The organism is Limnohabitans sp. 103DPR2 (assembly GCF_001412575.1).
Lineage (GTDB): Bacteria > Pseudomonadota > Gammaproteobacteria > Burkholderiales > Burkholderiaceae_C > Limnohabitans_A.
In genome coordinates this window covers 897333-918271 of the sequence record NZ_CP011834.1, presented here as the reverse complement: position 1 = coordinate 918271, position 20939 = coordinate 897333, and the positions used below count along the sequence as shown (strand labels likewise).

Here is a 20939-nt window from a genome sequence, read left to right as displayed (position 1 = left end):
TCGCTATGAGTTCTGCCCCACAAGCACCCGTTCAACAACTGGCCCTGGTCGATTGCAACAACTTCTACGTCAGCTGCGAACGCTTGTTCCGCCCCGACCTGCGCAACGTGCCCGTGGTAGTGCTGTCCAACAACGATGGCTGCGTGGTGTCGCGCTCCAACGAGGCCAAGGCTTTGGGCGTGCGCATGGGCCAGCCTTGGTTTGAGTGCAAAGCATTGGTGGCAGAGCACGGTGTGTTTGCACTCAGCAGCAACTACGCTTTGTACGCCGACTTGTCCAACCGCGTGATGCAAATTTTGAGCGAGTACTCGCCGCGCTCGGAGGTGTATTCCATTGACGAATGTTTTGTCGACCTCACCGGCACACCCAACTTGCGCGAGGTGAGTTACGCCATGCGCCAGCGCGTGATGCAGTGGACGGGTATTCCAGTTTGCGTGGGCATTGGGCCTACCAAAACACTGGCCAAGCTGGCCAACCATGTGGCCAAGAAGCATCCACGCTCGCAAGGTGTGTTCAATTTCAACGCGCTCACTGAAGCACAAAAAGACAAGCTACTCACACAATTGCCTGTGGAGGAAGTGTGGGGCGTGGGTCGCAAGCTCACCAAGCGTTTGGCCGAGTACAACATTCACACGGTGCAAGATTTAAAAACCGCACACACGCCCACCTTGCGCGCCGACTTTGGCGTGGTGATAGAAAAAACCCAACGCGAATTACAAGAAATACCCTGCGTCGATTTGCAAGAAATTACACCCGACAAACAGCAAATCATTTCCAGCCGGTCGTTTGGCAACATGGTCACCGAACTGCCTGTTTTAAAAGATGCGCTGTCGACGTTTGTGGCCAACGCCTGCGCCAAACTGCGCGCACAAAACAGCCAAGCGGCTGTCATTCAAGCGTTTTTACACACCAATCGTTTTAGAAAAGACTTACCGCAGTACTCACCCAGCTTGGCCGTGCCACTGCCCTACCCCACCAACGACAGCCTGGTCATTTTCAGATGGGTAGACGCGCTGTGCGAGCGCATGTACAAGCCCGAGTACCAATACAAAAAAGCCGGCATTGTGTTGAGCGACATCAGCCCCGTCACGCACTACCAAGGCGACTTGCTAGAAGAGCCTGCGCCTGCGCAAGGTACGCTCATGCAAACCTTGGACGCCCTGAACCAACGCTTTGGCCGGGGCGCAGTGAAGGTGTCCACGCAAGGCGCCTACAGCGGGTGGCAAATGCGGCAAGAAAGACGATCGCCCAACTACACCACCGATTGGACAGAGGTGCCAGTGGTCTAGAATGAATTTCTCGCCATTAAAAACACCACCATGCCCACTTTGCCCGCCACTGCCATCGTTCGAGAAGTCGGTCTGCGCGATGGCCTGCAAAGCATTCAAACCATTTTGCCCACAGCGCAAAAAATAGAGTGGGTCAAGCAGGCCTACGCGGCTGGTCAGCGCGAAATTGAAGTGGGCTCTTTTGTACCGCCCAAACTCATGCCGCAACTGGCAGACACCTGGGACGTACTGGCCTTTGCCAAAACACTGCCCGGCCTCGCGGCCTCTGTGCTCATCCCCAATTTGAAAGGTGCCGAACGCGCATTGGAAGGCGATGCCGACCTGATGGTCTTGCCTTTGTCGGCCAGCCATGCACACAGCCTGGCCAACTTGCGCAAAACGCCCGATGAAGTGGTGCAAGAGCTGGCGCGCATTCGCGCAGCACGCGATGCCTCTGGCAAGAAGACCCTTATTGAAGGGGGTGTGGGTACTGCGTTTGGTTGCACCTTGCAAGGCGAAGTGAAAGTGGAAGAAGTGCTGCGCCTCATGCAGGCCTTGTTAGACGCTGGCGCAGACCGCGTGAGTTTGGCCGACACCGTGGGCTATGCCGACCCGCACTCGGTCAGCGTGCTGGTAGAAAAAGCCTTGCGCATCGCTGGCAACAAACTCTGCTGCGGCCACTTTCACGACACGCGCGGCTTGGCACTGGCCAACGCCTATGCCACGCTCAGCCTGGGCATTCAACGCTTTGATGCGTCGCTCGCCGGCATTGGCGGCTGCCCCCATGCACCTGGCGCCAGCGGCAACGCGGCCACCGAAGACTTGGCCTTTATGCTGGAAGCGTGTGGCGTGAAGACGGGCATCGATATTCCCAAACTGTTGGCCTTGCGCCAGCAAGTGGCTGGATGGCTGACAGGGGAACAAACCAATGGCACTTTGTGGCGCGCTGGCTTGCCCAAGAATTTCAAAGGAGCACTTCATGGCTGATTTGTTTGACAACCCGATGGGTTTGTGCGGTTTCGAGTTCGTAGAGTTTGCATCTCCCGTGGCGGGTGTCATAGAGCCCTTGTTTGAAAAAATGGGCTTCTCTTTGGTGGCCAAACACCGCTCCAAAGACGTGGTTCTGTACCGCCAAGGCGACATCAATTTCATTGTCAACCGCGAACCCAGAAGCTTGGCGGGCTACTTTGCCGCAGAGCATGGTCCTTGCGCTTGCGCGCTGGCGTTTCGAGTCAAAGACTCGCACAAAGCCTACGCTCGTGCGCTAGACATGGGCGCGCAACCCGTCGAGGTGCCGACAGGGCCGATGGAGTTAAGACTGCCCGCCATCAAAGGCATCGGCGGTGCGCCCCTGTATTTGATCGATCGTTACGAAGACGGCAGGAGTATTTACGACATCGACTTTGAATTCATTGAAGGTGCAGACCGCCACCCCGTGGGCCATGGCTTCAAAATCATTGACCACCTTACCCACAATGTGTACAAGGGTCGCATGGCGTTTTGGGGCGCTTTTTACGAGAAGATTTTTAACTTTCGCGAAATCCGTTACTTCGACATCAAAGGCGCACATACCGGCCTCACCAGCCGCGCCATGACGGCACCCGATGGCCTCATTCGCATTCCTTTGAACGAAGAATCTGGCAAAAATGGCGGACAAATTGAAGAGTATTTGATGCAGTTCAACGGCGAAGGCATTCAGCACATTGCGTTGCGCACGGACGACCTGATGAAAAGCGTTGACGCCCTGCAAATGGCCGGCATTCCGCTCATGACGGCCCCCAACGACATCTACTACGAGATGCTGGAAGAGCGCCTGAAAGGTCATGGCGAACCAGTGGCAGAATTACAGGCACGCGGCATCTTGTTGGACGGCTCCACGGCCAATGGCGAAAAGCGTTTGTTGTTGCAAATCTTCTCGCAAACTTTGTTGGGCCCAGTGTTCTTCGAATTTATCCAGCGCAAGGCCGATGAGGGCTTTGGCGAAGGTAACTTCAAAGCATTGTTTGAGTCCTTGGAACGTGATCAAATTAGACGTGGCGCCCTTCAAATAGACGCCTAAAGGAATGTCATGAAAATTAGCAGAATTCACCACGCGGCTTATCGCTGCAAAGACGCCAAAGAAACCGTCGAGTGGTACGCCAAAAACTTGAACATGGATTTTGTGCTGGCCATTGCCGAAGACTTGGTGCCCTCCACCAAAGCGCCCGATCCTTACATGCACATCTTTTTGGATGCAGGTGGTGGCAACGTGCTGGCCTTCTTTGAATTGCCCAACTCGCCCGAAATGGGCCGCGATGAAAACACCCCTGCGTGGGTGCAGCACATGGCCTTCGAAGTGGACAGCATGGAAACCTTGCTGGCCGCCAAAGCCAAGCTAGAGGCCAATGGCGTTGAAGTGTTGGGCCCCACCAACCACACCATCTTCAAAAGCATTTATTTCTTTGATCCCAACGGTCACCGTTTGGAACTGGCCACCAACACCGGCACGCCCGAGATGTACAAAACCTTGGACGAAGTGAAGTGGGACATGCTGAACGAGTGGAGCAAAACCAAGCGCGCACCCAAGCATGCGGCTTGGATGCATGAACCTTCTTGATTGAAAAACGAGTCAGTCGATTTACTTCGACTGACTCAAAGCGTTGCCCACCATCTTGGACGTGATGTCCACAATTTGAATCATGCGCTCGTAGGGCATGCGTGTCGGACCAATAACGCCTAACGTGCCCACCACATGGCCGTCCACCTCATAAGGCGCACTGACCACCGACAACTCTTGCATGGGCACAAACTGGCTTTCACCGCCAATGAAAATACGCACACCATCAGCCTGACTAGACACATCGAGCAGTCGCATGAGCTGCGTTTTTTGCTCAAACAAATCAAAGGCCTGACGCAAGTTGCCCATGTCGCTAGAGAAGTCACTCACCGACAACAAGTTGCGCTCGCCAGAAATCACCACATCGCCTTCGTCTTCACTCAAAGCCTCTGAACTCATTTGCACCGCAGCCTGCATGAGGCTGGCAATTTCAGACTGCAAGTTGACCAGCTCTTGCTTCACACGCATGCGAACTTGTTCGATGGCCATGCCCGCGTAATGCGCGTTCAAATAATTGGACGCTTCAATCAACTGGCTTTGTGAATAATCAGCCTCGGTAAAGATGACGCGGTTTTGCACGTCCCCTTCGGGCGAGACAATGATCAGCAACACGCGTTTTTCAGACAAACGCAAAAATTCAATGTGCCTGAACACCGACGCACGTTTAGGCGCCATCACCACACCCACGTAATGCGACAAACTGGACAACAGGTTGGCGGCGTTGGCAATGACCTTTTGCGGTTGGTCAGGCGCCAGCCTTTGGGTGGGCAATTCGCCCTTTTGAACCGTCAACATGGTGTCGACAAATAGGCGATAACCCCTATTGGTGGGCACCCTGCCAGCCGATGTATGCGGACTGGCAATCAGGCCCAACTCCTCGAGGTCGGACATGACATTTCGAATGGTGGCAGGGGATAATTCAAGCCCGGACGCCTTGGACAGCGTGCGGGACCCCACAGGCTGGCCGTCCGCAATGTAGCGTTCAACCAGCGCTTTGAGCAATAACTTGGCACGATCATCTAGCATTCGGTCATTTTAATGATGTAATTTGCGAATGAAGTCTAAATTTCGTCACGTTGCGCTTTTTGGCAAGTACCACGCCGTGGTTTCTGGCGCGGCTTTGGAAAGCTCGCGTCGGGTACTGGACGATGTGGCCCAATTCATCAGTCGCATCGGCGCCGAAGTGGTGCTGGAAGCCGGCACCGCCGAGCATCTAGGCCTCAACCTCTACCCCACCCTCAAAATGGCCGAAATCGGCCAGCAATGCGATTTGGGCGTGGTGATTGGTGGCGATGGCACCATGCTGGGCATTGGCCGCCAGGTGGCGCAATACGGATTGCCGCTCATTGGCATCAACCAAGGTCGCTTGGGCTTTATCACTGATATTCCCATGGGCCAGTTTGAGCAAACCCTCCAGCCTATGCTGGTGGGCCAATTTGAAGAAGAGCAGCGCAGCATGCTGCACGCCAAGGTGTGGCGCGACAAGCATTGTGTGTTTGACACCTTTGCCATGAACGACGTGGTGGTCAACCGCGGTGCCACCTCGGGCATGGTGGAACTTCGCATTGAAGTCGATGGCCGCTTTGTGGCCACGCAGCGTGCCGACGGCCTCATTGTGGCCACGCCCACAGGCTCCACCGCTTATTCCTTGTCGGCCGGTGGCCCGCTCATGCATCCCACTTTGGGCGGCTGGGTCATTGCCCCTATTGCGCCGCACACACTGTCCAATCGTCCCATCGTGTTGCCGGACACCTCGCACATCAGCATTGAAATTGTGTCGGGCCGCGACGCCAGTGCCAACTTTGACATGCAGTCTTTGGCCAGCCTGTTGTTGGGCGATCAAATTACCGTCGAGCAGTCAATTCACAAAGTGCGGTTTTTGCATCCACAAGGATGGAACTACTTTGACACCTTGCGCAAAAAAATGCACTGGAACGAGGGAGGCGTTTAAGCCATGGCGCTGCGTCACATCAGTCTGCGCGATTTTGTCATCGTGCGCCAACTCGACCTCGATCTATCGCAAGGCTTCAGCGTGCTCACAGGCGAAACAGGCGCTGGCAAATCCATCCTGATCGATGCCCTGCAATTGGCACTCGGCGAACGCGCAGATTCCAGCGTGGTGCGCGAAGGTGCCGCGCGTTGCGAAGTGTCAGCTGAATTTGACTGCCCGCCGCAAGCGAACGCGGTTTTAGAAGAAGCAGGATTCGAAGTCGCTGACACACTTTTGCTCAGACGCAGCGTCGACCCTCAAGGCAAAAGCCGCGCATGGGTCAATGGCAGCCCAGCCACTGCCACCCAATTGCGCGCCTTGGGCGAAATGCTGCTCGACATCCATGGCCAACACGCCTGGCAAAGCCTCACGCGCCCAGATGCAGTGCGCGGCTTGCTTGACGCCTATGCGGGCATCAGCACCGATGCACTCAAAACTGCTTGGCAAACTTGGCGTCAAGCCCAGCAAGCGGTGCAACAAGCCAAGAGCGCACAAGATTCCTTAAGCCGTGAGCAAGAGCGCTTGGCCTGGCAAATTGGTGAGCTCGACAAACTGGCACCCGCCTTGGATGAATGGGAAGAGCTCAACACGCAGCACACGCGCCTGTCGCATGCGCAAGCCCTGATTGATGCCGGCCAGTCGGCCTTGGCCGCCCTGGATGGCGACGAGTCAGCACGCATGGGCAGCCTTAGCGGCGCCATTGCTTTGCTGTCCCAAGCCATCAGCAATTTGCAAGATCAAGCCCACGTCGAGCCCGAATTTCAAAGCATTGCAGAAGTGCTGCAGTCGAGTTTGGCCCAAGCCGAGGATGCAGTGCATTCACTGCAAAGTTATTTGCGCAAAACCGATTTAGACCCCGATCGATTGAACGAGCTGGATCAGCGCATGTCGCAGTGGATGTCTTTAGCGCGCCGCTACAAACGCCCCCCCGAAGAACTCGCGGGCTTGCTGGCAGGTTGGAAACAAGAGCTCAATGCCTTGGAAGCTGCCAGCGATTTAGAAGGCTTGGAAGCACAAGCCAAAGCGGCCGGTCAAGCCTATCAAACCGAGGCTAAAAAACTGTCGCAACAGCGCAAAAAAGCGGCGCCCAAATTGTCACAAGCTGTGACGCAGGCCATGCAAAACTTGGGCATGCAAGGTGGCCGATTTGAAGTGGCTCTGATTGCATTAGACGATGCTGCGCAGCATGGCTTGGAAGACATTCAGTTTTTGGTAGCGGGTCACGCTGGCAGCACGCCTCGCCCTGTTGGCAAGGTGGCGTCTGGCGGAGAACTCTCGCGCATTGCCTTGGCCATTGCCGTCACCACCAGCGAGTTGGGCGAAGCAGGCACCTTGATCTTTGACGAGGTTGACTCGGGTGTTGGCGGTGCTGTGGCCGAAACAGTAGGCCGCCTCATGAAGCAATTGGGCGTGCACCGCCAAGTTCTGGCCGTCACCCACTTGCCCCAAGTGGCCTCTTGCGCAGACCACCATTTGCTGGTGAGCAAGTCGAGCAGCAAAGAAGGTGTGAGCAGCAACGTGTCGCACATTGCCGGTGAGCAGCGCGTGACCGAAATTGCACGCATGCTGGGCGGCGAAAAACTCTCTGCCACCACCTTGGCGCATGCGCGCGAAATGCTGACCAAGTAAATTTCTGAAGTCTGGACATCATGGAAATCGTATTGATCACTGGCATGTCGGGTTCCGGAAAGTCCGTGGCTTTGCACGCGCTGGAAGATGCAGGTTTTTATTGCGTCGACAACCTGCCACCCGAACTGCTCATTCCGTTTGCTGAACTAGAGCGTGATCAAAAAGAACAGCGTGTGGCCATTGCCATTGATGTGCGCAGTGCCACTTCTTTGCCCATGATGCCGGGTCAATTGGAAGTCTTGCGCAATTTAGGCTTTCAAGTCACGTCCATTTACCTCGATGCTGCGTCCGACACTTTGCTGCGCCGCTATTCCGAGACACGACGTCGCCACCCTTTGTCTGGCAGAAATGCGGCCGAAGGCGAACGCGCGCTGACCGAATCCATTGAGTACGAACGCGAGCTCTTGTCCAATCTGCGCGAATCTGCGCACATCATCGACACCAGCTTGCTGCGCGCCGCACAGCTGCAAAGCTATGTGAAATCTTTGGTCAGCTCGCCCGCTGCCAAACTCACCTTGGTGTTTGAATCCTTTGCCTTCAAGCGCGGCATCCCACTCGATGCCGATTACGTGTTTGATGTACGCATGTTGCCCAACCCGCACTACGAGTCGGCGCTGCGCCCCATGTCGGGCAAAGACGAGCCTGTGCAAAAGTTTTTGCAAAGCTATTCCGAAGTCAATTTGATGCAAAGTCAAATTGAGAGTTTTTTAGACCAATGGTTACCTGCGCTTGAAAAAGACCACCGCAACTACATCACCGTGGCCATTGGGTGCACGGGTGGTCAACATCGTTCGGTTTATTTGGTCGAAAAACTCAGCCAGCGCTTTGCTGCCAATTGGCTGACTTTAAAGCGTCACAGAGAACTCGACAGCAAGTGACGCACGGGCTGTGGCAAGCCCAACGAGGTCCATTCTTTTTCTGACCACCACGCGCCCTCGGACAACACAGGCGCTCCTTTGACTGCTTTGAGTTTGACCACGTGACAATGCAAATCTTTGTGCGTCAGCACATGTTTGAAAGCAGGCAACACGTCCCACTTCAAAGCGCCAGCAAGCGAAGCCTTTTGCAATGACGGCGTTAAAGCAGCTTGCATCGCTTCCTCTGAATCAAAGACAGGCAAGCTGTAAAGGCTGGCCCAGATGCCAGACGCAGGTCTTTTTTCCAACCACACCTCACCCCGCGCGTTTTGCGCCAGCATCAGCCACAGCACTTCGCTGCTGCGTTTGAGCTTGCGCGTTTTGACGGGATACTTTTCGGGTTCGCCAAGTGCATGGGCTTTGCATTGCGTTTGCACAGGGCATTCATCGCAATGGGGCTTGCGCGGCAAGCACACCGTGGCCCCCAAATCCATGATGGCTTGTGAGTAGCGCGGCATGGCGGTTTGGAGGTTTCGAGTAGGTAGCGCCTCTTGCGCCATTTGCCACAACACTTTTTCGTTCTTGGCCACCGACAAATCATCTGCGAAGCCCCACACGCGCGTGAGAACACGCTTCACATTGCCATCCATGATGGCCACACGTTCCGAGAAACAAAACGACGCCACAGCGGCCGCAGTGGATCTGCCGATACCTGGCAAGGTGATCAAGGCTTCTGAATTGTTTGGAAACTCACCACCAAAGCGTGACACCACATCTTTGGCGCATTGATGCAAATTGCGCGCACGGCTGTAATAGCCTAATCCACTCCACAGGCCCATCACTTTGTCTTGGGGCGCTGCCGCCAAATCGGCCACAGTGGGAAAATTTTCTAAAAACTTGGCGTAGTACGCCAGCACTGTACTGACCTGCGTTTGTTGCAACATGATTTCAGACAACCACACCCGATAAGGATCACGTGTGTTTTGCCAGGGCAAGTGGTTGCGGCCATGCACCTTCTGCCATGCCACCAAGGTCTCGGCCAAACTGACCGCAGGTTTTATCGCTTTTGGCATACGGGGCAGTAAAAAGTAGAGCGCTGCCCCTGCACAATTTGCTTGATGGGCGTTTCACATGTCCGGCAAGGCAAGCCCGTTCGGCCATACACCGCGGCTTCCAATTGAAAGTACCCGGTGTTGCCCTGCGCATTCACAAAATCTTTGAGGCTGCTGCCGCCCTGTTCGACGGCGCGTGCCAACACTTGGCGAATGGCCGCGTGCAACTTGGCCACCCGAGGGCCGCTCACTTTGTCGGCTTTCACAGTAGGTTTGATACCGGCCATGAACAAGGCTTCCGAGGCATAGATGTTGCCAACACCCACCACCACATCACCCGCCAACAACACTTGTTTGATGGGCGCAGAGCGCTTTTTAAGCCCTACTTGAAACAACTTCAATTCAAAGCCATCGGTCAGGGGCTCCATGCCCAATTTGCTGAGCAATTTCAGGGCAGGCTCGTGATGTTCTGACGCCGACCAAACGGCAGCGCCAAACCTTCGAGGGTCGTGCAAGCGCAAAGTACCCTGGGTGGTGACCAAGTCCATGTGATCGTGTTTGCCAGCAGGCGCCTGCGTTGGGGCGAAATTCAAACTGCCCGACATGCCCAAGTGCAGCATCAACACGCCGCGGTCCATGTCCAGCAGCAAGTACTTGCCGCGTCTGCGCACGCGCAAGACGCTTTGCCCCACCAAAACCGAAGGGGCCACACCCAAAGGCCAACGCAATGGCTTGCCCATGTGCAGGGCCACAACGCGCGCGCCTTCAATCCGGCTGGCAAAACTGAGCCGGGTGACTTCTACTTCGGGCAATTCAGGCATCGAATCGGCAGACAGGACAGAGTGAAAATAAAGGGCCAAACCCTGCGTCGCAAGGGCTCGTGGATTATGATGCCTCTATGAAGTATTGGTTTTCATCGATTGCATTGGTCTGGGCCACAGCGGGGGTATGTGCAGAACCGCCCATTGAAAACTCCAACCTCAATGCGGTTTTGTTTTACCAACTGCTGTTGGGCGAACTCAATGTGCAAGCAGGTGAGCCGGGTGCTGGCTTTGCCATCATTTTGGATGCAGCGCGCAAAACCAAAGACGAAGCACTTTACCAACGCGCCACCGAATTGGCATTGCAATCTCGCTCAGGCGAGGCAGCCTTGCAAGCCGCCAGAAGCTGGAAGTCCAGCTTGCCTGAATCGCAAGAGGCCAACCGCTACATCTTGCAGATTTTGTTGGCCCTCAATCGAATTGAAGAAGCAGGTCGGGCGCTCAAAACCAGCATTGCTAGCCTACCGCTAAGCGAGCAGTCCAATGCCATAGGCTCTATCCCCCGCGTCTTCAGCCGCGTACAAGACAAAAACTTCGCCGCCAAAATTGTGGAGCAGGCCCTGTCGAGCGCCATTCAAAATCCCGAAACAGCTGCGACAGCTTGGACCACCATTGGCCGCATGAAGCGTGACGCAGGCGAAATTCAACCGGCCGCCGAAGCCGCACGCGCAGGTCACGCGGCCAATCGCCGAGCGCCTGGCCCCATCATGTTGGCTTTGAGTTTGCTCAACTTCGTGCCCGACGAAGTTCAGCCCATGATTTCGCAGTACATGTCGGGCGACGCCTTGCCCGATTTGCGTTTGGGCTATGCCCGCACTTTGATTGACTTGGACCAAATGCAGCCTGCGTTGGCTCAACTCTCTCAACTCACCAAACAACATCCTGAATTTGCACCGGGCTGGTTGTTTTTAGGCTTGCTGCAAAGTGACTTGTCGCAAGTGCTGCAAGCAGAGCAATCGCTTCAACAGTATTTGAAGTTGGCCACCAACGCCAATGATCCCGACCGCATGGGCGGTGTTTCAGAGGCGTATTTGGCTTTGTCTCAAATGGCCCAAAAACAAGGTCGTTTTGCAATCGCAGACGAATGGTTAGCCAAAATTCCAGCCGAAGCCGACCCCTTGAAAGTGGCCAGTCGCCGCGCCGCTTTGTTGGCACAACAAGGCCGCAAAGCAGAAGGCCTGAAAGTGCTGGAGCAAGTCAAAACCAGCAACCCGCAAGAAGTCAGGCTCAAAGCCTTGGCGCTGTCTCAGTGGTTGCGTGAAGACAAACAAATTCCCGCAGCGTTTGCCACGATTGAAAAAGCTTTGGCCCAATTTCCAGCCGATACCGATCTGCAATCCGAAATGGCCATGCTGTGTGAAAAGTTGGGCCGCTTCGAGCAAATGGAAAGTCTGCTGCGCGGCATGATCAAAGCCAAACCCAATGACCCCCATGCCTACAACGCCCTCGGTTACTCTTTGGCCGACCGCAAAATTCGTTTGGATGAAGCCCGCGAACTCATTTTGAAAGCGGTGCAACTGGCCCCGCGCGACCCCTTCATTCAAGACAGCTTGGGTTGGTTGGAATACCGCGCAGGCAATCTCCAAGAAGCGCTTCGAATTTTGGAAGCCGCATTCAAAGCCCGCCCCGATGCAGAAATTGCAGCGCATTTGGGCGAAGTGCATTGGAGCTTGGGTCAAAAAGACAAAGCGGGCACCATCTGGCGGGAAGGCCTGATGCTCAAGGCCGACAACGAAACCCTGCTTGAAACCCTCAAGCAATTCAACTTCAAACCCTGAACGTGCTGAAAGCCGGACTGCGCATGAAACGCTTGGGGTTAATGAGTTGCATGGCCAGCGTCTTGCTGTCGGCTTGTGCTGCCAGCACGGTGGCAACCCCAACCTACACACCACCCGCCTCTGCACCTGCAGACAATCAGGTGGTCACGGTGCAAGCCGACACCCCTGCGCCAGCCTTCAAGGCAGGCCGCTTTGCATTGCAAATTGACACGCAACCACCTCAGTCCTTCATCTCTTCCTTTGATTTGACAGGGGGTTGGCCCGATGGCACCTTGAACATCTACAACCCACTGGGCCTGCAAATGGCCCGCTTGGAGTGGACGGCACAAAGCGCCAAACTGATTCAGGGCAGTCAAGTGGGCTATGCGGCCAACCTTGAAAGCTTGGTCTACAAATTGACCGGTACACCTTTGCCCACGGCCGCATTGGTCGATTGGCTGGGCGGCAAACCCACACCCGCCGAGGGCTGGAACGTCGATGTCAGCGAATGGCATTTGCGACGCCTGGTGCTTGAACGCGTTCAACCCGCACCCCGCACGGTGCTTCGCATTGCCTTTGAACCATGAAGTCGCTGCAAAACGTTTTGGCGCCAGCCAAACTCAATTTGTTCCTGCACATCACGGGGCGCAGGACAGACGGGTACCACCTGCTTCAGTCGGTTTTCATGCTGATCGATTGGTACGACACCCTGCACTTTGAGGTTCGTCCCAATGGGCAAATTAGCAGAGAAGACCTCAGCGTTCCCCTGCCCGCAGACGACCTGATCACCCGGGCCGCACGCTTGTTGCAACAAACCAGTGGCACCTCAATGGGCGCTCACATTGCCATCGACAAATCCATCCCGGCCCAGGCGGGCATGGGCGGCGGCTCATCTGATGCAGCCACGTGTTTGCTGGCCTTGAACAAGTTGTGGAACCTGAATTACTCGGTGAACCAATTGGCCCAATTGGGACTTCAATTGGGTGCCGATGTGCCCTTTTTCATCAGGGGTCACAACGCTTGGGTCGAGGGAATTGGCGAGATCATGACCCCTGTCACCTTGTCGCCCGCCCAATTTGCGGTGGTCAAACCACCAGAAGGTCTTGAAACTTCTAAAATTTTTGGGGATCAGGCATTAAAGCGGGATACAAAGCCTGCTACAATTTCGGTCTTTGCAGCAGACCCGTATGGCTTTGGCCACAACGACCTGCAACCAGTGGCCCAGCGCCTCTGCCCCCAAATCAGCGAATCTATCGCCTGGCTTGAAACAGCCAGACTGGCTTCAGCTGTTGTCAAAGGCAGAATGACGGGCTCCGGGAGTGCAGTGTTTGCGCAAGTGCCACGCGGCACGGATTTAAGTCAAATGCCTCAAGTTCCAGCAACTTGGCAAAATTGGAAAATCCGAATGTGTGGCAATTTGGAAGTTCACCCCCAAAAGGGTTGGGCCTCCAGCGACGATTGATCGGTCGGTAGTTTTGGTTTTCCATCACTGCCAACCCGTGTAGGGGAGTCGCCAAGTTGGTTAAGGCACCGGATTTTGATTCCGGCATGCGAAGGTTCGAATCCTTCTTCCCCTGCCAAATATTTGCACGCAGTCACATGCGTCCAATACGACACAGTCAAACGTGTCGTGGATTGAAATTTATGCGCTAACCCGCATCGGCCCATCATTTGATCGCTGAGACGCTCATGCTGCCATCCAACACAAATTCAACATCAGACTTCATGGTCTTTACGGGCAATGCCAATCCTGTGTTGGCGGCCGAAGTTGCCTACGAGTTGGACATTTCGCTGGGTTTGGCCGATGTCGGCCGTTTCTCAGACGGTGAAGTGACTGTCACCTTGAACCAAAACGTGCGTGCGCGCGACGTGTTCATCATCCAGTCCACTTGCGCCCCCACCAACGAAAACCTGATGGAACTGCTGATCATGGTCGACGCTTTGAAGCGCGCCTCAGCTGGTCGCATCAGCGCCATCATTCCTTACTTTGGCTACGCCCGCCAAGACCGTCGCCCACGCTCCACGCGTGTGCCCATCACGGCCAAAGTTGTAGCCAACATGTTGCAAGCGGTGGGCGTCAATCACGTCCTCACCATGGACTTGCACGCCGACCAAATTCAAGGTTTCTTCGACATTCCCGTCGACAACATTTACGCCTCGCCCGTGCTTTTGGGTGACCTGCGCCAAAAAAACTACGAAGACCTCATTGTGGTCTCCCCCGACGTGGGCGGCGTGGTTCGCGCACGTGCTTTGGCCAAACAACTCAACTGCGATTTGGCCATCATCGACAAGCGCCGTCCCAAGGCCAACGTGAGCGAAGTGATGCACGTCATTGGCGACATCGACGGCCGCAACTGCGTCATCATGGACGACATGATTGACACGGCTGGCACCTTGGTCAAAGCCGCTGAGGTTTTGAAAGAGCGCGGCGCCAAAAAAGTTTACGCATATTGCACACACCCTATTTTCTCGGGCCCCGCCATCGACCGCATTGCCAAAGGTTCTGCCCTCGATGAAGTGGTTGTGACCAACACCATTCCGTTGTCACAAGCCGCTGCGGCTTGCCCCAAAATTCGCCAACTCACTGTGGCGCCGCTGTTGGCCAAAACCATTCAGCGCATTGCCCACGGCGAGTCGGTCATGAGTTTGTTCACAGATCAAGACTGATCTGGAACATCAATGTGGGCTGCTGTTCGGCAGTCCTTTTTAAAACAGAGTCGTACTGGTCGCGGTCGACTCAACTTGGAGTGAGTTATGAAATTTGTCGCTTTTGAGCGCTCTATGCAAGGTACGGGTGCGAGCCGCCGTCTGCGCAATTCAGGTAAGACACCTGGTATTGTTTATGGCGGTGTGGATCAACAACCCCAACTGATCGAACTCGATCACAATGCCCTGTGGCACGCCCTGAAAAAAGAAGCTTTCCACGCAAGCATCTTGGACATGGAATTGAACGGTAAAGAAACCAAAGTGTTGCTCCGTGACTTCCAAATGCACCCTTACAAACAATTGGTTTTGCACATCGACTTCCAACGCGTTGATGCCAAGACCACTTTGAACCGCAAAGTGCCAATCCATTACACAGGTGAAGACGTTTCTCCTGCTGTCAAAGTAGACGCTTGCTTGATCAATCACATCATGAATGAGCTTGAAATCGCTTGCTTGCCAGCCGATTTGCCAGAAGCCATCAACGTTGATTTGTCTGGTTTGAAGAAAGGTGTTTCTTTGCACCTGGCCGACATCACATTGCCCAAGGGCGTGAAAGCCATCACACACGGTAAGAAAAACCCCGTGTTGGTGTCTGTGGTGGCCCCAGCAGTTGAAGAAGCCGCTCCTGCAGCCGACGCAGCACCTGCTGCGGATGCCAAAGGCAAGAAGAAGTAATTCTTCACACCCTTTCAACACTTTTTGTGTTTCAAACAACCCGCCTTGTGCGGGTTGTTTTGTTTTTATACTCACACATGATCAAACTGTTTGTTGGCTTGGGCAACCCAGGCGCCGAATACGAGGACACCCGCCACAACGCTGGTTTTTGGTGGATCGACGCCTTGGCACGCGAACTCAATGCCAACCTGGTTCCCGACAAAAGTTATTTCGCCAAAGTGGCGCGCACCCAAGTCAAAGGACAAACCATTTGGTTGCTAGAGCCTCAAACCTTCATGAACTTGTCGGGCAAGTCTGTAGGCGCTCTGGCCAAATTTTTCAAAATTGCACCCCAAGAAATTTTGGTGGTGCACGATGAACTCGATGTGGTGCCAGGCCAGGCCAAGTTGAAGTTTGGCGGCAGCCATGCCGGCCACAATGGGCTGCGCGACATTCACGCCCAATTGGGTACGGGCGACTATTGGCGCTTGCGTTTGGGCATTGGTCACCCTGGCGCTAAATCAGAAGTGGCCAATTGGGTGCTTAAAAAGCCCATGGCCGAACAACGCGAATTGATTCACGAGAGCATTGCACGCTCGGTCAAAGCGGCCGATTTGCTGATGGAGGGCAACATGGAAAAAGCCATGGTGCAAATTCACACCAGCAAACCACCCCGTCCCAAGCCTCCCCGACCTGAAGGGGTCTAAGCACTGCCTCCTTTGGCAGCCCCTGCTTTCAAGCCGCGTTTTGCAGGCGCTGGTACTTTTGGAACAAGGTCTCTTTGGTTTCCACGTGCTGTGGATTGACCGGAATACAGGCCACGGGGCACACCTGCACACATTGGGGTTCGTCGAAATGGCCTACGCACTCGGTGCACTTGTTGGGGTCAATTTCGTAAATTTCCGGGCCGAGGTAGATCGCCTGATTGGGACATTCAGGTTCGCACACATCGCAATTGATGCATTCATCGGTGATCATCAAGGCCATAGCAATCTCACTGTTTCTGCCCGAATTATCAGGCAGACAAGACAGCCTGCACCACTGCGCCTAAAATACCCCTGTGGAACCCTTACTCAACGCCGATTTACATTGCCACTCCGTGGTCTCTGATGGCACGCTCACGCCAGAAGCCTTGGCCGCGCGCGCCAAAGCCAACGGCGTGCAATTGTGGGCCCTCACCGATCACGACGAGATTGGTGGCCAAGAACGTGCCATGGCGGCAGCCAAAGCCGAGGGCATGAAGTACCTCACCGGTGTTGAAATTTCCATCACCTTTGCAGGCAAAACCGTCCACATTGTGGGTTTGGGTTTTGACCATCAAAACGAAGCCTTGGTGCAAGGTCTGCGCAATACACGCGGCGGCCGAAGCGAGCGCGCCAAAGAAATGTCAGAGGGTTTGGCCAAGGTGGGCATCATGGGCGCCTACGAGGGCTCCCTCAAATACGTTGGCAATCCTGAACTCATTTCACGCACACACTTTGCACGCTTTTTGGTTGAAACCGGCGTTTGCAAAGACACCTCTGAAGTGTTTCGCAAGTACCTCACCGAAAACAAACCCGGCTTTGTGCCGCACCGCTGGGCTTCGCTTGAGAATGCCGTGAAATGGATCACGGGCGCTGGCGGCATTGCCGTCATTGCCCACCCCGCACGTTATGGCTTCACAGCCAACGAAGAGTTTGCGCTGTTCACTGAATTTAAAAACCACGGTGGCCGCGCCGTTGAAGTCATCACTGGCAGTCATTCCAGCGCCGATGCCTTGCAATACGCAGACACTGCGCTCGAATTCGAATTGGCAGCCTCTCGCGGCAGCGACTTCCACAGCCCCGAGGAAAGCCACACCGACCTCGGCACCTTGCCTTGGTTACCAGGGCAACTGACCCCCGTGTGGGAACTGTTGTCAGACCGGATCCAGTGAAACACGCCCCTGCTCAAACGCTCGCCGGCATTGGCTTCATCGTTTTGTCTGTTGCATGTTTTGCGATACTGGACACCACCACCAAACACGTCAGCGCCAGTGTTCCATTGATGTTGGCTTTGTGGTTTCGCTACCTGATTCAAGCCTTGTTCAGCACCGTTTTCTTTTTGCCACAACGCGGCATGGCCCTCTTCAAAACCGATCACCCTAGATTTCAATTGGCGCGCGGCGCGCTCTTGTTTGGGAGCAGCCTGTGTGCGTTTTATGGTTTGAAGCACATGCCTGTTGGCGAGTTCACCGCCATTGCATCCATCACGCCCCTGGTGGTCACTGTAGTGGCCGCCATGGTGCTTGGCGAGAAAGTGCGCAAGCTCCGTTGGGCCTTGGTGATTGGCGCCTTCATTGGCACCCTGATCATGGTGCGTCCTGGCACCCAACACTTTGATTGGGTTTTGATATTTCCCTTGATGCTGATTGTGACCAATGGCAGTTTTCATTTGCTCACCAGCAAAATGGCCAAAACCGAAGACCCCATCACCATGAACATTCTGACCGGCTGGGTGGGGACAGCACTGGGCGCCTTTGTATTGCCCTTCGTTTGGGAGCTTCCCACCGATGGATTTGTGTGGGCACAACTGCTCATCATGGGCAGCTTTGCCACGGTGGGGCATTACCTGTTGATCAAAGCATTTTCCAAAGCACCTGCTACCGTGCTCACACCTTATTTCTACACGCAAATTGGGTTTGCCATGTTGGGGGGTTGGTTGGTCTTTGACCACATGCCCGACCAATGGACTTTGGTTGGCATGGGCGTGGTCACCTTGTGTGGTGCGTTGGGCGCCTGGTTGACGGTGCGCGAAAGTCGCATCCAAGTTTTACCCATTGAGTCTTAAGCGTTTGAATTGACATGGCCCAGTATTTTTCTGTTCACCCCGAAAACCCCCAACAACGCTTGCTCAAACAAGCAGTGACCTTGCTCAACCAAGGCGGCGTGCTGGCCGTGCCCACCGATTCCAGTTATGCACTGGTCTGCCACATGGACGACAAGGCTGCGGCCGATCATTTGCGCAAAGTACGCGGTGTTGATGACAAACACCATCTCACCATTTTGTGCCGCGACCTGAGTGAGTTGGCCAACTACGCCAAAGTGGACAACGCCCAATTCAGAATGTTGAAGCAAGCCACGCCAGGGGCCTTCACCTTCATTCTAGAAGCCACCAAAGAAGTGCCTCGAAGAATGAGTCATCCTCAACGCAAGACGATTGGCTTGCGTGTGCCAGAAAATGCCGTACTGCAAGAATTGCTGGCACTGCATGGCGCGCCCCTGCTGGCCACCACCCTCATTCCACCCGATGAAACTGATCCGCTGAACGATCCCGAAGAAATTCGCGATCGTTACGAGAAACTCATCGCTGGCGTGATCGATGCCGGCGCCTGCAACCGTGAACCCACCACCGTGGTCGATTGCACAGGGGATGGCATCGAGGTGGTAAGGCAAGGTTTGGGCGACATTGCCCTGCTGGGTTTGTAAACAGCCGCCCCAAAACCAAGCCAACTCTTTGAGACAATCGCTCTGTGGACACCTCTAACCTCATCCAAACCGTTTCGGTCTATGCCCTGCCCGTGATCTTTGCAATCACCTTGCATGAGGCTGCGCACGGCTATGCCGCCAAATACTTTGGCGACCGCACGGCTTACATGATGGGACGCGTCACGCTCAATCCCTTTGCGCACATCCATTGGGTCGGCACCATCTTGTTGCCCTTGCTGCTTTACTTCAGCACCAGCGGCGCCTTGTTGTTTGGCTACGCCAAGCCCGTGCCGGTCAACTTTGGCAATTTGCGTCATCCCAAACGCGACATGATTTGGGTGGCCTTGGCAGGGCCGGGGGCCAATTTGATTCAATCCATCATGTGGGCCCTGCTGTATGTGGTCTACACCGACTTTGGCGTTACCGAAAAATTCTTCTTGGCCATGTGCAAAGCCGGCGTGCTGAGCAACGTGGTGATGTTTGCCTTCAACTTGTTCCCCCTGCCACCCTTGGATGGTGGCCGCATCGTGGTGGGCTTGTTGCCTTGGCGCCAGGCCTATCAATTCTCGCGCATCGAGCCTTATGGTTTTTTCATTGTGATGGCCTTGGCCATCACAGGTGTGGTCAATCACCTGTGGCTCGACCCGGTGATGAACACCACGTTTGGACTGATCGAACTGATTTTGAAATCTCTGACTTAAAGACCTTAAAGCCCTTAAAGCCCTCTTCTTGAAGCATCCATTGCCATGACGACCAACCACTCCCAACGCACTCGCGTTCTTACCGGCATCACCACCACAGGCACGCCGCACTTGGGCAACTATGTGGGCGCCATTCGCCCCACAGTGCAAGCCAGTCGCAATCCGACCACACAAGGCTTTTACTTTTTGGCCGACTACCACGCCTTGATCAAATGCGATGATCCAGCGCGCATTCAACGTTCTACATTGGAAATTGCCGCCAGCTGGATTGCAGCCGGCTTGGACCCTGATGGCGTGATGTTCTATCGCCAGTCCGACATTCCCGAAATTCCCGAACTCACATGGTTTCTGACCTGCGTCACAGGCAAAGGCATGTTGAACCGTGCACACGCCTACAAAGCGTCTGTCGACAAAAACAACTTGGCTGGCAACGATCCTGATGCCGACGTCACTGCGGGTTTGTTCATGTACCCCGTGCTGATGGGCGCCGACATTTTGATGTTCAAGGCGCACAAAGTACCTGTGGGCCGCGATCAAATTCAACACATTGAAATGGCGCGCGACATGGCGTCTAGCTTCAACCATTTGTATGGTGAGCACTTGGTGTTGCCCGAAGCAGTCATTGAAGAGTCTGTGGCCTTGTTGCCAGGCTTGGACGGCCGCAAGATGAGCAAAAGCTACGACAACACCATTCCTTTGTTTTCGTCGAGTGCGCAGCTCAAGAAATTGATTTCTGGCATCGTGACCGATTCACGCGCACCTGGCGAAGCCAAAGACACCGAAGGCTCGGCCTTGTTTCAAATTTACCAAGCCTTTGCCAGCGCCGAAGAAACTGCCAGCTTGGCCAAGGCCTATGCCGATGGCATTGGCTGGGGTGATGCCAAACAAATGTTGTTTGAACGCATTGACCGCGAAGTTGCGCCCATGCGTGCCAAATACGAAGAGCTGATCAACAACCCCGCCACGGTCGATGCCATTTTGCACAAAGGCGCGGCCAAAGCACGTGAGTTGGCCACCCCGTTCATCAAAGAGTTGCGACACGCCGTGGGCTTGCGCTCCTTGGCCAGCGCGGCAAGCTCGCAAGGCCATGCCAAAACAGCGCGCGCGGCCAGCCCCGCCTTCAAACAATACCGTGAACAAGACAGTCAGTTTTATTTCAAACTGGTCGACTCACAAGGCCGTGTGTTGTTGCAAAGCTTGGGTTTTGGCTCCCCCAAAGACGCAGGCATGGCCATTGCGCAATTGCAACAAGACGACGCCAAAGCATTGGCAGCCTTGGGCGCACAAGTCACTTTCGGTGAAGGTGTCAGCGCAGCGCTTGTGGCAGAAGCCTTGGCCACTTTGCGCGCCGAATTGGCCGAAAAGGCCAAAGCCAAGTCTTGACGCTTGCGCCAGCAGGTGTGGTTTGGAATCTGTTAAATCTGCAATAAGTGTTCAAATTACGCAAAAGTTGCTTGATTTG

The 20939-nt window shown here is 54.8% G+C and carries 22 protein-coding genes and 1 tRNA gene; 19 read left to right on the top strand and 4 right to left on the bottom strand.

Annotated features, from left to right (window positions below):
* Positions 1-5: 5 nt before the first annotated feature.
* From L103DPR2_RS04505 to L103DPR2_RS04490, 4 genes are read left to right on the top strand one after another with little or no spacing between them, the layout of a single operon-like run.
* Positions 6-1289 carry a Y-family DNA polymerase gene (locus tag L103DPR2_RS04505; protein WP_055359942.1) on the top strand — a complete coding sequence of 428 codons (1284 nt, stop codon included), beginning with the start codon at positions 6-8 and terminating at the stop codon, positions 1287-1289.
* Between the two features lie 30 nt (positions 1290-1319).
* A complete protein-coding gene (locus L103DPR2_RS04500; protein ID WP_055359941.1) occupies positions 1320-2255 on the top strand; it encodes a hydroxymethylglutaryl-CoA lyase in 936 nt (311 codons plus the stop codon).
* The gene (gene hppD / locus L103DPR2_RS04495) at positions 2248-3327 is read left to right on the top strand and encodes a 4-hydroxyphenylpyruvate dioxygenase (RefSeq protein ID WP_055359940.1); all 1080 of its coding nucleotides are present in this window, start codon (positions 2248-2250) and stop codon (positions 3325-3327) included. Before L103DPR2_RS04500 ends, hppD begins: the two co-directional genes overlap by 8 nt.
* 9 nt (positions 3328-3336) lie before the next feature.
* Positions 3337-3864, top strand: coding sequence for a VOC family protein (locus L103DPR2_RS04490; RefSeq protein ID WP_055359939.1), 528 nt, complete (start codon positions 3337-3339; stop codon positions 3862-3864).
* A 21-nt stretch (positions 3865-3885) separates the two neighbouring features.
* Here the strand turns inward: L103DPR2_RS04490 and hrcA are convergent, their stop codons facing one another.
* The gene (gene hrcA / locus L103DPR2_RS04485; RefSeq protein WP_055359938.1) at positions 3886-4890 is read right to left on the bottom strand and encodes a heat-inducible transcriptional repressor HrcA; all 1005 of its coding nucleotides are present in this window, start codon (positions 4888-4890) and stop codon (positions 3886-3888) included.
* Positions 4891-4918: 28 nt separating this feature from the next.
* Here hrcA and L103DPR2_RS04480 point away from each other — a divergent pair, with 28 nt between their 5' ends.
* Genes L103DPR2_RS04480 through rapZ form a run of 3 tightly spaced genes read left to right on the top strand, consistent with a single transcriptional unit; the run spans position 4919 to position 8361 of the window.
* Complete coding sequence (locus L103DPR2_RS04480; protein ID WP_055359937.1) at positions 4919-5815, top strand: NAD kinase; 897 nt, start codon at positions 4919-4921, stop codon at positions 5813-5815.
* A gap of 3 nt (positions 5816-5818) precedes the next feature.
* Positions 5819-7483, top strand: coding sequence for a DNA repair protein RecN (gene recN / locus L103DPR2_RS04475; protein WP_055359936.1), 1665 nt, complete (start codon positions 5819-5821; stop codon positions 7481-7483).
* 20 nt (positions 7484-7503) lie between these two features.
* Positions 7504-8361 carry an RNase adapter RapZ gene (gene rapZ, locus L103DPR2_RS04470; protein ID WP_055359935.1) on the top strand — a complete coding sequence of 286 codons (858 nt, stop codon included), beginning with the start codon at positions 7504-7506 and terminating at the stop codon, positions 8359-8361.
* Here the strand turns inward: rapZ and mutY are convergent.
* Entirely contained in the window at positions 8337-9413 is a 1077-nt protein-coding gene (gene mutY, locus L103DPR2_RS04465; protein ID WP_055359934.1) for an A/G-specific adenine glycosylase, read from the bottom strand. The genes rapZ and mutY overlap by 25 nt on opposite strands.
* The gene (mutM, locus tag L103DPR2_RS04460) at positions 9398-10213 is read right to left on the bottom strand and encodes a bifunctional DNA-formamidopyrimidine glycosylase/DNA-(apurinic or apyrimidinic site) lyase (protein WP_055359933.1); all 816 of its coding nucleotides are present in this window, start codon (positions 10211-10213) and stop codon (positions 9398-9400) included. Before mutM ends, mutY begins: the two co-directional genes overlap by 16 nt.
* Before the next feature lie 77 nt (positions 10214-10290).
* On the opposite strand from mutM, the gene L103DPR2_RS04455 reads away from it, so the two are divergent.
* From L103DPR2_RS04455 to pth, 7 genes are all read left to right on the top strand, one after another.
* On the top strand, positions 10291-11991 hold the full coding sequence (locus L103DPR2_RS04455) for a tetratricopeptide repeat protein (protein WP_082466712.1): 1701 nt from the start codon (positions 10291-10293) through the stop codon (positions 11989-11991).
* Between the two features lie 23 nt (positions 11992-12014).
* Positions 12015-12557, top strand: coding sequence for a lipoprotein insertase outer membrane protein LolB (locus tag L103DPR2_RS04450; protein ID WP_156339854.1), 543 nt, complete (start codon positions 12015-12017; stop codon positions 12555-12557).
* Entirely contained in the window at positions 12554-13432 is an 879-nt protein-coding gene (gene ispE, locus L103DPR2_RS04445) for a 4-(cytidine 5'-diphospho)-2-C-methyl-D-erythritol kinase (protein ID WP_055359930.1), read from the top strand. Before L103DPR2_RS04450 ends, ispE begins: the two co-directional genes overlap by 4 nt.
* A 41-nt stretch (positions 13433-13473) precedes the next feature.
* Positions 13474-13550: transfer RNA gene (locus L103DPR2_RS04440), tRNA-Gln, on the top strand.
* Positions 13551-13659: 109 nt separating this feature from the next.
* On the top strand, positions 13660-14637 hold the full coding sequence (locus L103DPR2_RS04435; RefSeq protein WP_055359929.1) for a ribose-phosphate pyrophosphokinase: 978 nt from the start codon (positions 13660-13662) through the stop codon (positions 14635-14637).
* 87 nt (positions 14638-14724) lie between these two features.
* The gene (locus tag L103DPR2_RS04430; protein ID WP_055359928.1) at positions 14725-15351 is read left to right on the top strand and encodes a 50S ribosomal protein L25/general stress protein Ctc; all 627 of its coding nucleotides are present in this window, start codon (positions 14725-14727) and stop codon (positions 15349-15351) included.
* 77 nt (positions 15352-15428) lie between these two features.
* On the top strand, positions 15429-16037 hold the full coding sequence (gene pth / locus L103DPR2_RS04425; RefSeq protein WP_055361846.1) for an aminoacyl-tRNA hydrolase: 609 nt from the start codon (positions 15429-15431) through the stop codon (positions 16035-16037).
* A gap of 28 nt (positions 16038-16065) precedes the next feature.
* On the opposite strand, the gene L103DPR2_RS04420 is transcribed toward pth, so the two are convergent.
* Positions 16066-16317, bottom strand: coding sequence for a YfhL family 4Fe-4S dicluster ferredoxin (locus L103DPR2_RS04420; protein ID WP_055359927.1), 252 nt, complete (start codon positions 16315-16317; stop codon positions 16066-16068).
* Positions 16318-16390: 73 nt separating this feature from the next.
* Between L103DPR2_RS04420 and L103DPR2_RS04415 the strand changes: the two genes are divergently transcribed.
* Genes L103DPR2_RS04415 through L103DPR2_RS04395 form a run of 5 tightly spaced genes read left to right on the top strand, consistent with a single transcriptional unit; the run spans position 16391 to position 20860 of the window.
* On the top strand, positions 16391-17245 hold the full coding sequence (locus L103DPR2_RS04415) for a 3',5'-nucleoside bisphosphate phosphatase (RefSeq protein ID WP_055359926.1): 855 nt from the start codon (positions 16391-16393) through the stop codon (positions 17243-17245).
* Positions 17242-18138 (top strand): DMT family transporter, encoded by an 897-nt coding sequence (locus L103DPR2_RS04410; protein WP_055359925.1) that lies wholly within the window; start codon positions 17242-17244, stop codon positions 18136-18138. The genes L103DPR2_RS04415 and L103DPR2_RS04410 overlap by 4 nt, the downstream gene beginning before the upstream one ends.
* A 14-nt stretch (positions 18139-18152) precedes the next feature.
* A complete protein-coding gene (locus L103DPR2_RS04405) occupies positions 18153-18776 on the top strand; it encodes an L-threonylcarbamoyladenylate synthase (RefSeq protein ID WP_055359924.1) in 624 nt (207 codons plus the stop codon).
* A 44-nt stretch (positions 18777-18820) separates the two neighbouring features.
* Positions 18821-19477: a site-2 protease family protein gene (locus L103DPR2_RS04400; protein WP_055359923.1), complete on the top strand. Its 657-nt coding sequence runs from the start codon at positions 18821-18823 to the stop codon at positions 19475-19477.
* A gap of 45 nt (positions 19478-19522) precedes the next feature.
* Positions 19523-20860, top strand: a complete 1338-nt coding sequence (locus tag L103DPR2_RS04395) for a tryptophan--tRNA ligase (protein WP_055359922.1) — start codon at positions 19523-19525, stop codon at positions 20858-20860.
* Positions 20861-20939: the final 79 nt, after the last annotated feature.

Coding starts and splice junctions, on each gene's coding strand:
- L103DPR2_RS04505 (WP_055359942.1), top strand. CDS start 6: ATGAGTTCTGCCCCACAAGCACCCGTTCAACAACTGGCCCTGGTCGAT.
- L103DPR2_RS04430 (WP_055359928.1), top strand. CDS start 14,725: ATGAAATTTGTCGCTTTTGAGCGCTCTATGCAAGGTACGGGTGCGAGC.
- rapZ (WP_055359935.1), top strand. CDS start 7,504: ATGGAAATCGTATTGATCACTGGCATGTCGGGTTCCGGAAAGTCCGTG.
- ispE (WP_055359930.1), top strand. CDS start 12,554: ATGAAGTCGCTGCAAAACGTTTTGGCGCCAGCCAAACTCAATTTGTTC.
- hppD (WP_055359940.1), top strand. CDS start 2,248: ATGGCTGATTTGTTTGACAACCCGATGGGTTTGTGCGGTTTCGAGTTC.
- L103DPR2_RS04405 (WP_055359924.1), top strand. CDS start 18,153: ATGGCCCAGTATTTTTCTGTTCACCCCGAAAACCCCCAACAACGCTTG.
- L103DPR2_RS04450 (WP_156339854.1), top strand. CDS start 12,015: ATGAAACGCTTGGGGTTAATGAGTTGCATGGCCAGCGTCTTGCTGTCG.
- hrcA (WP_055359938.1), bottom strand. CDS start 4,890: ATGCTAGATGATCGTGCCAAGTTATTGCTCAAAGCGCTGGTTGAACGC.
- L103DPR2_RS04435 (WP_055359929.1), top strand. CDS start 13,660: ATGCTGCCATCCAACACAAATTCAACATCAGACTTCATGGTCTTTACG.
- L103DPR2_RS04420 (WP_055359927.1), bottom strand. CDS start 16,317: ATGGCCTTGATGATCACCGATGAATGCATCAATTGCGATGTGTGCGAA.
- mutM (WP_055359933.1), bottom strand. CDS start 10,213: ATGCCTGAATTGCCCGAAGTAGAAGTCACCCGGCTCAGTTTTGCCAGC.
- L103DPR2_RS04395 (WP_055359922.1), top strand. CDS start 19,523: ATGACGACCAACCACTCCCAACGCACTCGCGTTCTTACCGGCATCACC.
- L103DPR2_RS04500 (WP_055359941.1), top strand. CDS start 1,320: ATGCCCACTTTGCCCGCCACTGCCATCGTTCGAGAAGTCGGTCTGCGC.
- recN (WP_055359936.1), top strand. CDS start 5,819: ATGGCGCTGCGTCACATCAGTCTGCGCGATTTTGTCATCGTGCGCCAA.
- L103DPR2_RS04455 (WP_082466712.1), top strand. CDS start 10,291: ATGAAGTATTGGTTTTCATCGATTGCATTGGTCTGGGCCACAGCGGGG.
- mutY (WP_055359934.1), bottom strand. CDS start 9,413: ATGCCAAAAGCGATAAAACCTGCGGTCAGTTTGGCCGAGACCTTGGTG.
- L103DPR2_RS04480 (WP_055359937.1), top strand. CDS start 4,919: ATGAAGTCTAAATTTCGTCACGTTGCGCTTTTTGGCAAGTACCACGCC.
- pth (WP_055361846.1), top strand. CDS start 15,429: ATGATCAAACTGTTTGTTGGCTTGGGCAACCCAGGCGCCGAATACGAG.
- L103DPR2_RS04490 (WP_055359939.1), top strand. CDS start 3,337: ATGAAAATTAGCAGAATTCACCACGCGGCTTATCGCTGCAAAGACGCC.